Here is a 14,709-nt window from a genome sequence, read left to right as displayed (position 1 = left end):
GCGTCAGTGGCTTTTTCTATCACATCAGATGCTGCTTTATCGGCTGCTTCAGGTGCTTCTTTCACGTCATCAGTTGCCTTATCAACTGCGTCAGTGGCTTTTTCTATCACATCAGATGCTGCTTTATCGGCTGCTTCAGGTGCTTCTTTCACGTCATCAGTTGCCTTATCAACTGCATCAACTTTATCCGTATCATGTGCAGGATATTCGGAAGCCTTTCGTGCTGCACTTTGAACAAGTGAAGTAGAACAAGCTATAAAAACCCCCATATAAAAGAGTGTTTTCCAATTGATTTTACGATACATTCTTTTCTCCCCTTAAGAGCTTATTGAATAGTTGAAACAAACAATCTTCTTTTTAATGACTATTCATGTCATTCAACGTTGTCACAGCACGTCGATTTTGATTCCAACAGGAAATATCATCACATACTGCTACAGGTCTTTCTTTTCCGTAAGAAATTGTTTGAATCCGTTGTGCAGACACACCTAGAGACACCAAATAGTTTCGCACAGCAACAGCACGGCGCTGTCCAAGTGCCAAGTTATATTCACGTGTTCCCCTCTCATCAGCATGACCTTCGATCATAATAGAATAATAAGGATAATGAAGCAACCATTCTGCTTGGCGCGTTAAAACACGTTCAGCATTAGCATCAAGTGAAGAAGAATCGAGACCAAAAAACACGCGATCACCCACACTAACTGTAAATTCTTGTCCTGAGCCTGGTGACACCTGATTCAAACCAGCATCATTCATATAAGCGCCATTCATACCGTTAAGTGCACCAACATTTTTTTTGCCACACCCACCCAGGCATAGTGAGAAAAGAAAAAGGATAGCTAAAGAATGAGAGATGTTTTTTTTGGTAGAGCGCATAGTCCGTTTCTCCTTGAATTTCGTAAAGAAGGGTAAATTCTTAAAAATATTTTTAAAAATAACCGTTAATTCCTAATGAAGACGAAATTTTTTCTGTTTTTTTCGTCCTCATTTTTACTTTTGAGTCTCTGCCAATTTTTCTTCTCTTCAGCCATTCCTCTAACATTTCCATAAGAAATGTTTCCCTTATGAGTCATGGCTTTTTATGCATCATCTTGATCTTGACTATTTTTTTGCAGCGCGTTCAGCTTTGCAAAAACTTTATCAGCGTCAAAAGTCTTATGCAGATTTTCTTCGCTCTCATTTTCCTCTAGAGCAGCGTTTTCCGTCACAGAAGCGGGAAGCAACGACCTATCTTCTTCTGCTGCAACAGGACGATTTTTCGCCGCACGCTGGAGCTCAAAATCTAAATCGATTTGTGAACACAAACCAAGTCCTACAGGATCAAGAGGAACCAAATTTGCACTATTCCAATGGGTTCTAAGGCGGATTTGTTCAATTGTCGCTTTTGTTGTCCCAATCAACCGTGCAATTTGTGCATCTTTCAACTCGGGATGGTTCGTAACCAACCATAGGATACCATTGGGACGATCCTGGCGTCGAGAAAGAGGGATATAGCGCGCCCCTTTACGTTTTTTTTCAGGAATATGCACCCTCGATTGAGAAATTTTCAAGCGTGCGTTTTGATCAGCCTCCACCCGTGCAATTTCACTGCGCGTCAATTGCCCAGAACTAATCGGATCTAAACCTTTAATACCATAAGCCGCATCACCATCGGCAATAGCTTTTACTTCCAAGACATGCAATTTACAAAATTCTGCAATCTGATCAAAAGAAAGAGCTGTATTATCAACCAACCAAACAGCTGTTGCTTTGGGCATCAAAAGTTGCGTTGCCATTTTTATAAATCCTCTTCTGCGCCTCTTCTATGAGGCAGGTTACCGCCCACTCAAGAGCACTGGAACTTTTTATATGCTTAGGTCTCTCCAACCACTCCTAAAACAAAGCGCGGCATGGAATAAACCATTTTGCTATGAAATTACATTCTGTTATAGCGTTATTTTTGCTCAACGACAAGAGATCTCTCTTGTAATGATCCTCAACTAAGGTCTCTTTACCTTTAAGATGAATTTTCTTATAAAGGGTTTATTTGATTATTTCACCTCATGCTGTGGCACATTTATTCTGGTGGGATGCATGCTTTATCGCCTTAAATTCTAAGGAGTATCCAACTGGCAAAAAAGCCCTCAAATAGGAAGGAAAACTATGGCAGGCCATTCACAATTTAAAAATATTATGCACCGTAAAGGGCGTCAAGATGCAATGCGCTCGAAAATATTTTCTAAGCTTGCGCGCGAAATTACCGTAGCAGCAAAACAAGGTGCTCCTGATCCAGCCATGAATCCACGTTTAAGACTGGCTGTTCAAAATGCCAAAGCACAATCGATGCCGAAAGATAATATTGAACGCGCGATTAAAAAAGCGTCAGGCGCCGATGTCGAAAATTATGATGAAGTACGCTATGAGGGCTATGGACCAGGCGGCGTTGCCGTCATTGTTGAAGCTTTAACTGATAACCGCAACCGCACCGCTTCAAATGTGCGCGCCGCCTTCACAAAATCAGGAGGAGCCTTAGGGGAAACAGGTTCCGTAAGTTTCATGTTTAATCGGATTGGTGAAATAATCTATAAGCCAGAAGCAGGGACAGCCGATAACATCATGGATGCAGCAATTGAAGCCGGTGCCGAAGATGTGCAATCAGAAGAAACCGGACATCATATTACCTGCGCATTTGAAGATATTGGTGAAGTTTCAAAAATGCTTGAAGCAAAACTTGGTGAAGCAGAATCGATTAAAACAATTTGGAAAGCCACCACCCTTGCACCAATAGATGAAGAAAAAGCTTTATCTGTTTTACGACTGATTTCAACATTAGAAGAAGATGATGATGTGCAAAATGTTTATGCCAATTTTGATATCAGCGATGAGATTTTGGCAAAATTATCTGTATAATTTCCATCATTTGCACAAGCCCTCTCTTCATTCATGAGGGCTTCAAAAGCATTTGTCACCCCTCCTATCCGCACAATAAAAGCCCCGCGTCAATAGCGGGGAAAATCTGTCTGTACAACAAGAAACCACAATCAATTCCAGAAAACATAATCCCAAAAAGAAAAGCATACACAAAACTCTGTAGTCTCACGCCTTTCTTACATGCCCAAAAGATTATCCCTATATTCCTCTCTATTCGATCTTGTTGTTCTTTAAGATTAACCTCCCCGCCTTCAAGTGATGAAAATGATCTAGCCTGTAAAAAATTCGAATTTTCTTAACGTATTCCTATGACGAAGCACCCATGAAATTCACTTTAAACTTAAGACTCAGCAAACATGCACTCCCCTAAATATTCGCCACGCACTTAAAAACACTTAGAATATATCAAGAAGGTTTATACGTCCTATATCCCCACACCTCAAAGGGCAGTGTTTTTACAACATCACAGAATAAAAATAAGCAAATGGAAAGCCAGAGCTGATTGTTTAGCAAAGTATTGTACAAAAAGCCAGTACATCTCTCTAATCTGTTGCGGATAAATTTTTGACTTTATGGCATTAACTTTATGACATCGTATGTTTTTAAAATAACGTCATTTATCTTAAAATCTGTCCTTTTGCTCTTACCGATCAATCAATATTCAGACCTAAAACAACCGCGTACTCGAATAAAATACATCAGAGAGCAACAGCCCCCTGACAAGACCAAATTCTTCACAAACAAAATTGAAGAGGAAGTTTAAAAAAATATATATAGCGACACTTTTAATAAAAAGTTGAAATCTAGAGACTTCAGAATTTTCGACTCTATTTTTTCAAGGTATTGTTTTGAATTTTTTAAGCATTTTCCCCCAAGGAAATTCCATTATCGATCAACAACCGTAGATGATAGATGAAATCTACATAAATCCCCATGCCCACTATAACCAATTCCTGCTTTTAAATAATTAAAAACTATTGAGATTGTGTAAAATTGAGACTGTATTCCTTCTATATTCTGTTTTTAAGCATTTTGTTTTACTGTATATTGAGCAATGGCGACCATGCTGGATCCGAAGCATCATTGGGTGTAGGGAGTTGTCGTTCATTGCGTCCGGTAATGTCAATCGTATAGATTTTTGGTCCCATACCGGGATTTTTGCGAAAGAACATCAGCACACGACCATTGGGGGCCCACGTTGGTCCTTCATTATGAAAACCCGTGGTTAAAATTCGTTCTCCTTGTCCATCTGGGCGCATAACACCGATAGAAAATTGTCCGCTTAATTGTTTTGTAAAGGCGATATAGTCACCCCGTGGAGACCAAATAGGTGTTGAATAACTCCCCTCGTTTGAAGAAATACGTTGAATATCACTCCCATCTGCATTCATTTTATAGATTTGCGGCTTTCCGCTACGATCTGAAGAAAAAACAATTTGTTTGCCATCCGGTGAATAAGAAGCAGAAGTATCAATAGCAGAAGTTGTTGTAAGTCGCGTCATCGTACGGGTTCGTAAATCCATGGTGTAAAGATTGGCACTCCCATCATTTTGTAACAAACTCATGATGACTTTTTGTCCATCAGAAGAAAAACGCGGAGCAATTGTCATGTTATTAAACGTTCCAATCAACTCTCTTTGCCCCATTTCAATTTGTTGGAGATAAACATGAGGTACTTGATTTTCCTCATAAGCCATATAGGTCAATTCTTGTCTTTTTGGGGAAAAACGCGGTGTAAGCACCAATTCACTTCCATCGGACATATAAATCAAATTTGCTCCATCTTGATCCATCATGGCTAAGCGTTTAATGCGTGCATTTTGAGGTCCTGTTTCATCGATAAAAACAATTCTTGTATCAAAATAACCACTTTCTCCTGTCATCTCACTATAGATCTCATCTGCAATTATATGGGCCACACGCCGCCACCGTTCTGTCGCGGTATAAAAACGCCGTCCTTTCAGTTGTCGCTCTCCAAAAACATCCCATAAACGAAAATCGACTCTCAATCGTCCATCGATTTCTCTCATGACTTGCCCCGTCACCAAACCTTGCGCTTTTATTTTCTGCCAATAAGCAAAATGCGGTTGTTTATTAGGACTAGAAGTGTTTTCAACAAAATTTGCTTTATCAAGCGGTAAAAAAAGCCCCGACCGTTCCAGATCGGCTGTCACCACAGCCGTTATTTTAGATCCAATCGAATCATTGGAAATAAAGTCTGTAATTGCAATGGGAATGGGATTAAAATCAGCGCTTGAAATCGTCCCTTTCAATTGCGCATAAACCAATGAAATATTTGAAAGCCACAACCCACAAGTGACAATAAACCAAGCAAAAACTTTATATCTCGTTATAGTCATCATGGAATGCGTCCTTTCGTTAAGCGATTTTTTTATCATCTTATTTCTTGGAGGGGATCAACATTAAAGTCAAAACCTTGCCCCCACAGGCCATATTGATCACGTGGGAGATCTGCATAAGGTTGGCATGAAAAAACAGCCGCGTATACCTGCCTTATCATAATAGCTTGTTGACTCTCAAGACCGCTTACAGGATCAATGATAGGATCACCCACAACCATTCCTTCACGGTCCAAATAAAATCGCAACCGCACGACCGGACGATTCTTTAAATCGCCACCAAGCGCTACAAGTTTAAGCTTCTGTTGAATACACCCCCCAACAATATTGACCAATGTTTGTGCCATTTTTGTGGTATCATTAATATTTTTTCTTGCACCCAAAGCTTCTGGTGTATGAGAACGTTTTGCTCCTCCTCCTTGTGACCGCGCACGATTGAGCAAATTATTTTCCTCCATGGCCAGAATATCTTCAATGGTCTGTTTCTCTTGGTGTTTCTTGCTAAGCTTTGGCGTATTTTGATTCAATGCCGCCTTATTTTTCATTGTAGATTCTTCGTCAAATTTTGGTTTCAACTGTGGAAGAAGAATTTTTTCTGGAAGCACAATTTTGGGAACTTGATGAACCACCTGCTCTGCCGGTACTTTTTGTACCGTTGGAGTCAATTCTTTTGGCGATACCATCTCTTCATTTTTGTGCAAAGGCTTAAGCGCAGTCTCGGGTGCATCCTCCGGCACTCTTACAGGCATCTCAGGTGCAAGCTTTGGCGCATCTTCCGGTACTCTTACAGGCATCTCAGGTGCAACCTTAGGCGCATCTTCCGGTACTTTCAAAGGTATCTCAGGTGCAACCTTGGGCTCATCTTCCGGTACTCTCACAGGCATCTCAGGTGCAAGCTTAGGCGCATCTTCCGGTACTCTTACAGGCATCTCAGGTGCAACCTTAGGCTCATCTTCCGGTACTTTCAAAGGTATCTCAGGTGCAACCTTGGGCTCATCTTCCGGTACTCTCACAGGCATCTCAGGCACAACCTTAGGCTCATCTTCCGGTACTTTCAAAGGTATCTCAGGTGCAACCTTGGGCTCATCTTCCGGTACTCTCACAGGCATCTCAGGTGCAAGCTTTGGCGCATCTTCCGGTACTTTCAAAGGTATCTCAGACGCAACCTTGAGCTCATTCTCTGGTTCTTTTGAAATCTCTTCTGTTTTTGCTTCTAATAATTCTGGTTGTGTAAGTTCGGATATGGATGTTTCCGACGTACTTTCGCTTGTTGGCGGCGGTGTTGTCTCAACGGGGAGCAACTTTTCCTTTGGTTGAAATGGTGCAAGACTATCTATTTGTCCCTCTCCAATATGGCGTGCATCTTCTTTCTCTTGTGGTTGCATAGTTGGTTTTACGGCAGGGATTGCGCGGATAGGAGCCTTCACGGCTCCTTGTTGAGAAGAAAACTCGTCCACCAAAGGAGCAAGAGTAATGGGAATTGCTTCCAATGGTTGTGGTAAAGAGACAGAGCTTGTAAACTGAATAGCTCCCCAACTGAGAAAAATGACATGGACCACAAGGGATAAAGCCAAGCCTCGTTTCATACTATGATAAGAGTCTTTGTTCATTCTTTATGCCTTATTTACGCCTTACATTTTTTCATTTTTAATCACTCTATGCTCTTTTAAAAAAAATTAAGAACAACCGGTTATACGCAATTTTATTACTTATTATTTATTGTGCTAAACTTGCTAACGCAACTTGAGAAAACCCCGTTTTTTGAATATCCGCCAGCAGTTTTAATACTTGTTGATATTCAACAGTTTTAGCAACACGCACAAAAACCCGTTGATCTTTTTGTGTAGCATCTGCTTCCAGAAGAGTTTTCAGGTGTGTAATCAGGGCCTGCGACGTTTCATAATAATCTTGATTAATGGCAAAGCGCCCTTGCGCATCAAGTGAAACCGTAAGAGGTGTTTTTTGAGCTCGTACGGGACCCGCTTGACTACGAGGCAAATCTAGAGGAACACCGTTCACTAAAAGGGGGGCAGAGACCATAAAAATAATCAACAAGACCAGCATGACATCCACAAAAGGAGTGACATTGATCTCACTCATCAGTTGGCTTCGTGAATGATGCCGCCTACGTGTATTTTTGCGAGAAGAAGAAGCAACAGAAACGCCCATGGGATAAGATCCTTTTTATAAAGAGGAAGGTGCTGTGCGTGTTTCATCAATACGCCGCGATACAATTGTTGAAAATTCATCAGCAAAATTTTCTATTTGTGCAATGATGCGCGCACTTTCATGAGTCAACTTGTTATAAGCAATAACAGCTGGAATTGCTGCAAACAAACCAATAGCGGTTGCCAAAAGCGCTTCTGCAATCCCTGGCGCGACAATGGCAAGTGATGTATTTTGAGAAGCTGAAATAGAAAGAAAAGACTCCATAATACCAATAACTGTTCCAAAAAGTCCGATAAAAGGTCCCGCAGACCCCAGTGTCGCAAGAAAACTTAATTTTGATTCTATTTTTTCACTTTCACGTCCCAGCGTCAAATCCATAGCCTTATCAATTCTGCTCTGCAAACTTTTCGATGTATGGGTCCCTTTTTCAAGAGATTTTTTCCATTCAACCATTGCTGCCATAAAAACTGCGGATATACTATTGGTACGTTGACTTTTACATGATGCATAAAGATCTTCTAGCGCTTTGCCAGACCAAAATGTGCGTTCAAACTGCTTTATTTCACGCCGTATTCTCCGATACGTAAAAATTTTATCAAAAATAATTGCCCAACTCCAGATGGAAGCGAGCAGCAATCCGATCATAACACCTTTCACGATCCAACTCGCTTGCATAAACAAATGCAACATTCCAATTGTTTCTGGATTCGTTAGTTCACCATGCGGCATAATTTTTGTCCCTCTAAATGAAAGATGCATTTTTTTAAATTTTATAAAACAGATTATTTTATATTTTCTAAATTTAAGTAAAGACTCTAGTCTCACATAAATCCATGCGCTAAAACAAGACTTGTTTCTTAACTTTCCTTAAAAAGTGATGACGAGAGATATCCCTCAATGCACATCCCCCTCATTTCACAACAGCATTTATGAAAAATATAACGATCAGGGCTTCTCCATAAATGCTATAAAAATAAAAGATATAAAAATGCATGATATTAAATCTATTATGCACCACCATCTTTACGCTTATGAAAAGAACGCTAAATCATCATACGCGTTTCCAGCTTAAAATACAGCGATAAGTCTTAGCACTTGAAAAGATTCGTAAGAGGTATTTTATTTCTTTCTTAAGTGTTTTTGTATCCACTCACCAACTCCGCTTGTGACATGTAAGAAAATGTTTTTTATTAATTCGCGGCAATAGAGCTTGAAAAGAAAAAATTTTACAAGTTTCAGAATTATCTGAAAGTGACAACGCAATGAATTATCATTGTAAATAAATATGTTATCATCATAAAAGATGACGCTTTGCCTCAGGCTATTATTTCTCTCATTTTCCATCGAATTGAATACGGGGTACATCATCGGGCACAAAAAACGACAATAAACCACCCTACAACACCTCACAACAATGCGCCTCACCCATGCACCCCTACGACGTCCTATGTAATCTAGTGTAAGTCTCATGTAATCTCACTGTATTGTGAATTAGCCCCTTTCAATGCCTATCATCTCTCTGGCACCATGGTATAACGTACAAGCTTCTGTGACATGAAAAAAGCCTTTTCACATTTTTACTTCATCAAAACCGGCTTCTTCGCTCTCTTTGCTCACTTGCGATATTTGATCGTTATTGCATTGCGAATGATCCATAAGGAACATTTTTACAATTTTTTCAATGATTTATATTGTTCTCTTATGATGTGTAAGCAAATGATTTTAATTGTTTCAACATGAACAGATTTGAAATGAAAGTATTTTATTCTATTCCTATTAGGGTTTGTGCCCATGATAAGTGATAATTTATCTTTCTAAGTCAATACATTATATAGAATAATATGCTGTTGAAACTTTAAATGCAAAAATGCATTTCTGCTTTGTATACATTGATCTCTCACTCATTCACTACGCTTAGAAGCGCACATAAAGTCATGCATGATGGATAGAAATGGATGAAACACGCGCTCTTGTGATGCCAAATGACAATCCAGTAAAAAAACAAATCAAATTGCTTAAAAACACCCTTTGGGTGTTTTGAGACAGTTTTCGACCTAATAGCTTATTATCACTTTATTGCAATATGGTGCTGGGTATGTGCATTTTTATAAAAATAAATCTTAATCCATTTTTATTTCTTTTTATATTTTGTACTTTTTCGCTGTTTTCTGATGCCAACAAACCTTTCTTCAAAAGAAAGAAAATATCTTGAGTTTATAGCAGAAAATGGATGATGCGACATTGATTTTGAATCATAACATGGATGAGGTGTGTTTAATTTTGTGAGATATTATCTTCAATTTATTGTAGTTATTGTAGCAGAGGTGCTTTCTTTTGCTGTATCGTGTGACCTTGTTGGAAAACATTTAGGCTATGATAAATGTATAGTCTTAGATTATAGATTACTTTATATCTGCTGATCTCTCCTGAAACTTGCTAATTCAATGAATCACACTTTTAACCAAGCATTTTTGCAAAAAGTTCTTTGGGTAAACGTCGCGGTTTTGCCTCCTCATTAATCAGAGCAATTTCAACTTTGGCTGTTACCAACGTAGTCATCTCATGCAAAATAGATTGCTCCATAAAAAAGCGGGCCCCTTGGATGTGATTAACACGTGTTTTAACGACTAAAAGATGATCAATTTTAGCTGGTCTTGAAAAATTAATTTCCATATGACGAACAACAAAAAACAATTTTTCCCCCTCACCCCCTGCTGCTAACATCTTATTATTAAAACCGGTATCCCGTAAAAACTCTGAACGTCCTCGTTCAAAAAACTCAAGATAACGCGCATGATAAACTACACCGGAAAAATCTGTATCCGCAACATAAACGCGGACCTGAAAATTATGAAAAGCACTTGTATGATTTCTCTTGAAAGGAGTCACTTCTGTCATCTACTTCACGTCCCATAAAATCATTGAATAGAGCAAATTATTTATAGATCAAAAGATTGAACACATTTTTGTGTTGATGTTATGAAAAGCAAAAGCACAAAATCCTCAATCTTTCCAAATCTTTTTGGTCAGAAACTGCTAAAACAAGCACATTTCTTGTATTTATAACCTTGCGATACAATATTCACGCAATTTTTTTAAAGAAAATGTCTTATTTTTTAAAAAGCGAATGACTTAGTCATCTTCTCCATCCCATAAAGTCGTCTGAAGTGATGAATTGTCTTGAGCATCAGAAAGTTGAGAACGCCTTTGTATAGACGTTGTAGAGGCTGGAGCAGAAAGCCCTAAATGGCTCCAAGCCTTTTCACTCAGAATACGTCCACGAGCGGTTCTTTGAATAAACCCTTGTTGGAGCAAATAGGGTTCAACAATATCTTCAATGGCATCGCGTGGTTCTGATAAAGCAGCAGCAATCGTTTCAATCCCCACCGGTCCCCCTAAAAAAGTTTCCGCAATCAGGAGCAAATAGCGACGGTCAAGCGGGTCAAGCCCAAGATGATCCACTTCAAGGCGCGAAAGGGCTTCATCGGCGATTTTTTGGTCAATTTGTTTTGCCTGTTTAACCAGAGCAAAATCACAAACGCGCCGTAAAAGGCGTCCAGCAATGCGAGGCGTCCCGCGTGCTCTGCGTGCAATTTCATGGGCTCCATCATCACTGATCTTGACAGCAAAAAGTCGTGCATTACGCTGAACAATATATTCCAATTCTTCTATCGTATAAAAATTGAGACGAATTGGGATTCCAAAACGATCTCTCAGCGGTGTGGTTAAAAGTCCCAAACGTGTAGTTGCCGCCACCAAAGTAAATTTAGCCAGATCAATTTTAACCGAGCGGGCAGCAGGCCCCTCACCAATGATAAGATCAAGTTGATAATCTTCCATTGCTGGGTACAGAATTTCCTCAATTGCTGGATTTAAGCGATGAATTTCATCAATAAACAAGACATCACGTTCTTCGAGATTGGTCAAGAGGGCTGCTAAATCTCCTGCTTTAGCAATGACCGGCCCTGAAGTAGAGCGAAAATTAACGCCTAATTCTTTTGCCATAATCTGTGAAAGCGTTGTTTTTCCCAACCCCGGTGGTCCTACAAACAAAACATGATCCAGCGCTTCTTGCCGTGTTTTTGCTGCTTCAATAAATATTTTTAAATTAGCCCGTGCCGCTTCTTGACCAATAAAGTCATCGAGAACTTGTGGCCTCAAGGAACGATCTGGATCGTTAGGAAGGGGGGCGGAACCCAGAAGGCGTTGATCTTCATCTTTATGCATTGTTACCTTAATTTTAAGTAGGAGAAGAAAGCAATTTGAGACTATGGCGGATCAGCAGGGCAGAAGAAACAGTTTCGCCCTCAAGAGCGTTCATCGCAAGAGCAAGAGCGCGAGCTGCTTGCTCCCGTTCAAACCCTAGCTTCATCAATGCGGAAAGCGCATCATGCGCAGGTTGATTGGTTATCTCACGCTGAGGAACCGAAATAGTTTTGACAGCTTGTTCAAAGGGAAGTGTTTTACTTTTCAGTTCACCCACAATCCTTTCACTGACTTTTTTACCAACGCCCGGCGCTCGACTAATCATCGCAACATCATTTAAAGCGATAGCCTGAGCAAGTTCATCTGGCGATAAAGTCCCCAAGATTGCCAAAGCAACCTTTGCCCCTACTCCAGGAACATTTTGTAGAAGACAAAACCACTCCTGTTCAGCTCTTGTAGCAAAACCAAAAAGGCGAATTGCTTCTTCACGAACATGCGTTTCAATAAAAAGGCTTAACGCCTCCCCAACAGAGGGTAAAGAAGGACGCAGACGATTTGACACAAAAACAACATAACTCACACCATGAACATCAAGAAGAATATGATCATCAAAGATATGTTCAAGGGTGCCCTTTAATTTGCCAATCATGTTATCACCCCAATCATATCGCCATCCTTGCCTGATAAGATTGGTCAATACTCTGATAATGCATACACCAATTCAACACAAAAACAACATAACTCACACCATAAACATCAAGAAGAATATGATCATCAAAGATATGTTCAAGAGTGCCCTTTAATGTGCCAATCATGCTTCCACCCCAATCATATCGCCATCCTTGCCTGATAAGATCGGTCAATACTCTTACGATGCATACTATGACAAAGAGCAAGAGCAAGAGCATCAGCCGCATCACTGCTATCAAATTCAGCCCGTGGGAGGAGAACTTTTACCATCATATGGATTTGTTCTTTAGCCCCATGTCCAACACCAATAACCGATTTTTTCACTTTGTTAGGGGCATATTCAAAAACAGGAAGGTTTGCTTGCGCAGGAACCAGCAGCGCAATCGCACGCGCTTGCCCAAGTTTTAAAGTTGCTGTAGCATCTTTGTTGACAAACACATGTTCTACAGCGGCTTCATGGGGCATAAATTGATGCATAATCTCTGAAAGACCTTTGTGGATCTGACAGAGTCTAGAAGCCAGATCACACTGTGCATTAGAAGAAACCGTCCCTGCTGCAATAAACTGAAGACGATTACCTGCAACATCGATAACGCCCCACCCTGTACGCCGTAATCCGGGATCAATGCCTATAATACGAATCGTCTCTGCCATAAACTACAGTCTATACACTTTTCCCCCTTGTGAATAAAGACAAGACCACAAAGAAAACAGCAACCCAAGACAAAACCAGTAAAAAGATAATCATACCTCCAAATTTATACAATTATAACACGCAACGAACAGCATCTTTATGGTACATACTTTATGAAGCATAACTGAAATCAATCAAAACCATTCACACATCACAAGCAAACACCCTCTAAAGCATAAAAATTCCCTTTCTATGGTCATATCCAATGCCATAACGGTTAAACATCGCAAGCGAGCAAATAGAGAATTCTGGATTGTACATTCATAATGTGTAAAGAGGCTATGCAATGGATGGTACACACTTTACGAAAACTTTTTACATTATAGCATGACGCCACCATAACAAGGCAACACGTTGATTTATAAAGATAATTAATTTTTTGTATGTTGCATAAGAATCCCGAATATCCTAAGATTTTCTCATTACAAATCTGTTTATCTTGAATCAATCAAAACCATTCGCTTACATATGAAACGTGGGATTGCCGTATAAAGTGAAACTGTACAAGACAGGACTAAAAATGCCTCTAATGAATTGTCTCAAGTTTCAAAGGCTGTTGCAACATTGGGGACTGGCAAAGATGATGATAGTGCCGGCTTTTTCCTTTGCAAGCATAAAAATGAGAGAGGCTCAACGAATGTGAATAAGAACTGAGAGGTGTTTTTGAATATACTCATCACACCACAATGACATTGCATAGAGAGGAACATTGTATGGGGGCACAGGGAACCCATGGGACATTCATTATATGGCACTTTATTTTGGATATTTTATTTTACACGAGGGAAAATAACTTCCATTCAAAACAAAAGAAGCCCAAAAACTGTAACAATGTGTATCATCCTCATTAACACACACTTTACAGCAGCTTTATAGGTATAAATTATAGAGCCATAAATAAATTGATGTATAAGCCCCTGCTCTATCTTAGAGCCAGATCATTATCAGAGCCAAAACAAAATCACACGATAGATCAACAGAAAGTGTTCCAGCTGCAATCAACAAAAGTCAATTTCCCACAAAACCAACCATACCCTATTCCATGCCATAATTCGAAATCAATACCTATCCCTCTCTCAGCTATAAACTCAAGATATTTCCTACGCTCAAATAGAAATTAGGTAGAAAAAAGCACTCTAGATTGGTTTTCGTTGTGAAATTTTGGTTGTAAAAAATGGATATACTGTTCTAAATATCTCAAGAAAGAAGCAAGGAGCTATTTTTCTCAGAATGCCCAAAAGCTGTTTTCAGTAATTCGATTTATTTTTCCACTGGATTATCATCGTTCAAGATACAGTGGCCGCTTATTGACCAAAGCGCTTAAACTACAGCAGCATCTCTAAATGAAACAAAATGCACGCTTCTAAACGCAATGAATGAGAAATAAATTGGCGGAAAGTTTCTGGCAATTCATGCCAATAAAAGGGAAAAATTCCAATGTCGGTGTATGAAGTGACACTTTTACAATTTCCTTTTTTATTTGTTCTGATGATATTTCCCCTTCGCGCAAAACAAGGGGAGTACCTCTAAGAATGCCCAAAAGCTGTTTTCAGTAATTCGATTTATTTTTCCACTGGATTATCATCGTTCAAGATACAGCGGCCGCTTATTGACCAAAGCGCTTAAACTACAGCAGCATCTCTAAATGAAACAAAATGCACGCTTCTAAACGCAATG

General features: G+C 39.6%; 12 protein-coding genes and 2 pseudogenes. 1 reads left to right on the top strand and 13 read right to left on the bottom strand.

What is annotated here, in order from left to right; translation table 11 throughout:
* The 3 genes and pseudogenes from ACFIMU_RS03990 to ACFIMU_RS03980 all read right to left on the bottom strand — a co-directional run.
* Positions 1-305 (bottom strand): annotated as a pseudogene (locus ACFIMU_RS03990) (tol-pal system protein); the annotation flags it as partial.
* 52 nt (positions 306-357) lie between these two features.
* The gene (gene pal, locus ACFIMU_RS03985; RefSeq protein WP_375606532.1) at positions 358-879 is read right to left on the bottom strand and encodes a peptidoglycan-associated lipoprotein Pal; all 522 of its coding nucleotides are present in this window, start codon (positions 877-879) and stop codon (positions 358-360) included.
* 203 nt (positions 880-1,082) lie between these two features.
* Complete coding sequence (locus ACFIMU_RS03980) at positions 1,083-1,778, bottom strand: DUF1013 domain-containing protein (protein WP_375614503.1); 696 nt, start codon at positions 1,776-1,778, stop codon at positions 1,083-1,085.
* Positions 1,779-2,145: 367 nt separating this feature from the next.
* Here ACFIMU_RS03980 and ACFIMU_RS03975 point away from each other — a divergent pair, with 367 nt between their 5' ends.
* A complete protein-coding gene (locus ACFIMU_RS03975) occupies positions 2,146-2,892 on the top strand; it encodes a YebC/PmpR family DNA-binding transcriptional regulator (protein WP_375696833.1) in 747 nt (248 codons plus the stop codon).
* Positions 2,893-3,950: 1,058 nt separating this feature from the next.
* Here the strand turns inward: ACFIMU_RS03975 and tolB are convergent.
* The 10 genes and pseudogenes from tolB to ACFIMU_RS08815 form a co-directional block, all read right to left on the bottom strand.
* The gene (gene tolB, locus ACFIMU_RS03970) at positions 3,951-5,276 is read right to left on the bottom strand and encodes a Tol-Pal system beta propeller repeat protein TolB (protein ID WP_375606535.1); all 1,326 of its coding nucleotides are present in this window, start codon (positions 5,274-5,276) and stop codon (positions 3,951-3,953) included.
* 32 nt (positions 5,277-5,308) lie between these two features.
* On the bottom strand, positions 5,309-6,883 hold the full coding sequence (locus ACFIMU_RS03965; protein ID WP_375696832.1) for a cell envelope biogenesis protein TolA: 1,575 nt from the start codon (positions 6,881-6,883) through the stop codon (positions 5,309-5,311).
* A gap of 106 nt (positions 6,884-6,989) precedes the next feature.
* The gene (gene tolR / locus ACFIMU_RS03960; RefSeq protein ID WP_375606537.1) at positions 6,990-7,442 is read right to left on the bottom strand and encodes a protein TolR; all 453 of its coding nucleotides are present in this window, start codon (positions 7,440-7,442) and stop codon (positions 6,990-6,992) included.
* A 15-nt stretch (positions 7,443-7,457) separates the two neighbouring features.
* The gene (gene tolQ / locus ACFIMU_RS03955) at positions 7,458-8,171 is read right to left on the bottom strand and encodes a protein TolQ (protein WP_375606538.1); all 714 of its coding nucleotides are present in this window, start codon (positions 8,169-8,171) and stop codon (positions 7,458-7,460) included.
* 1,728 nt (positions 8,172-9,899) lie between these two features.
* Positions 9,900-10,340 carry a tol-pal system-associated acyl-CoA thioesterase gene (gene ybgC / locus ACFIMU_RS03950; RefSeq protein ID WP_375606539.1) on the bottom strand — a complete coding sequence of 147 codons (441 nt, stop codon included), beginning with the start codon at positions 10,338-10,340 and terminating at the stop codon, positions 9,900-9,902.
* Between the two features lie 234 nt (positions 10,341-10,574).
* A complete protein-coding gene (gene ruvB / locus ACFIMU_RS03945; RefSeq protein WP_375606540.1) occupies positions 10,575-11,669 on the bottom strand; it encodes a Holliday junction branch migration DNA helicase RuvB in 1,095 nt (364 codons plus the stop codon).
* Positions 11,670-11,682: 13 nt separating this feature from the next.
* Complete coding sequence (gene ruvA, locus ACFIMU_RS03940) at positions 11,683-12,297, bottom strand: Holliday junction branch migration protein RuvA (RefSeq protein ID WP_375606541.1); 615 nt, start codon at positions 12,295-12,297, stop codon at positions 11,683-11,685.
* 13 nt (positions 12,298-12,310) lie between these two features.
* On the bottom strand, positions 12,311-12,463 hold the full coding sequence (locus tag ACFIMU_RS03935) for an OB-fold domain-containing protein (protein ID WP_375606542.1): 153 nt from the start codon (positions 12,461-12,463) through the stop codon (positions 12,311-12,313).
* Between the two features lie 13 nt (positions 12,464-12,476).
* Entirely contained in the window at positions 12,477-12,992 is a 516-nt protein-coding gene (gene ruvC / locus ACFIMU_RS03930; protein WP_375606543.1) for a crossover junction endodeoxyribonuclease RuvC, read from the bottom strand.
* 1,398 nt (positions 12,993-14,390) lie between these two features.
* Positions 14,391-14,539: pseudogene (locus tag ACFIMU_RS08815) on the bottom strand (DUF1465 domain-containing protein); the annotation flags it as partial.
* Positions 14,540-14,709 lie beyond the last annotated feature (170 nt).

The sequence above is a fragment of the Bartonella sp. AC70YNML genome, from assembly GCF_042196545.1.
Lineage (GTDB): Bacteria > Pseudomonadota > Alphaproteobacteria > Rhizobiales > Rhizobiaceae > Bartonella.
This window is presented reverse-complemented; position numbering and strand designations above follow the sequence as displayed.

Excerpts from the sequence above, each read along its gene's own strand:
- ACFIMU_RS03935 (WP_375606542.1), bottom strand. The coding sequence starts at position 12,463 with ATGATTGGCACATTAAAGGGCACTCTTGAACATATCTTTGATGATCAT.
- tolR (WP_375606537.1), bottom strand. The coding sequence starts at position 7,442 with ATGGGCGTTTCTGTTGCTTCTTCTTCTCGCAAAAATACACGTAGGCGG.
- ACFIMU_RS03975 (WP_375696833.1), top strand. The coding sequence starts at position 2,146 with ATGGCAGGCCATTCACAATTTAAAAATATTATGCACCGTAAAGGGCGT.
- tolB (WP_375606535.1), bottom strand. The coding sequence starts at position 5,276 with ATGATGACTATAACGAGATATAAAGTTTTTGCTTGGTTTATTGTCACT.
- ruvA (WP_375606541.1), bottom strand. The coding sequence starts at position 12,297 with ATGATTGGCAAATTAAAGGGCACCCTTGAACATATCTTTGATGATCAT.
- tolQ (WP_375606538.1), bottom strand. The coding sequence starts at position 8,171 with ATGCCGCATGGTGAACTAACGAATCCAGAAACAATTGGAATGTTGCAT.
- pal (WP_375606532.1), bottom strand. The coding sequence starts at position 879 with ATGCGCTCTACCAAAAAAAACATCTCTCATTCTTTAGCTATCCTTTTT.
- ACFIMU_RS03980 (WP_375614503.1), bottom strand. The coding sequence starts at position 1,778 with ATGGCAACGCAACTTTTGATGCCCAAAGCAACAGCTGTTTGGTTGGTT.
- ruvC (WP_375606543.1), bottom strand. The coding sequence starts at position 12,992 with ATGGCAGAGACGATTCGTATTATAGGCATTGATCCCGGATTACGGCGT.
- ybgC (WP_375606539.1), bottom strand. The coding sequence starts at position 10,340 with ATGACAGAAGTGACTCCTTTCAAGAGAAATCATACAAGTGCTTTTCAT.
- ruvB (WP_375606540.1), bottom strand. The coding sequence starts at position 11,669 with ATGCATAAAGATGAAGATCAACGCCTTCTGGGTTCCGCCCCCCTTCCT.
- ACFIMU_RS03965 (WP_375696832.1), bottom strand. The coding sequence starts at position 6,883 with ATGAACAAAGACTCTTATCATAGTATGAAACGAGGCTTGGCTTTATCC.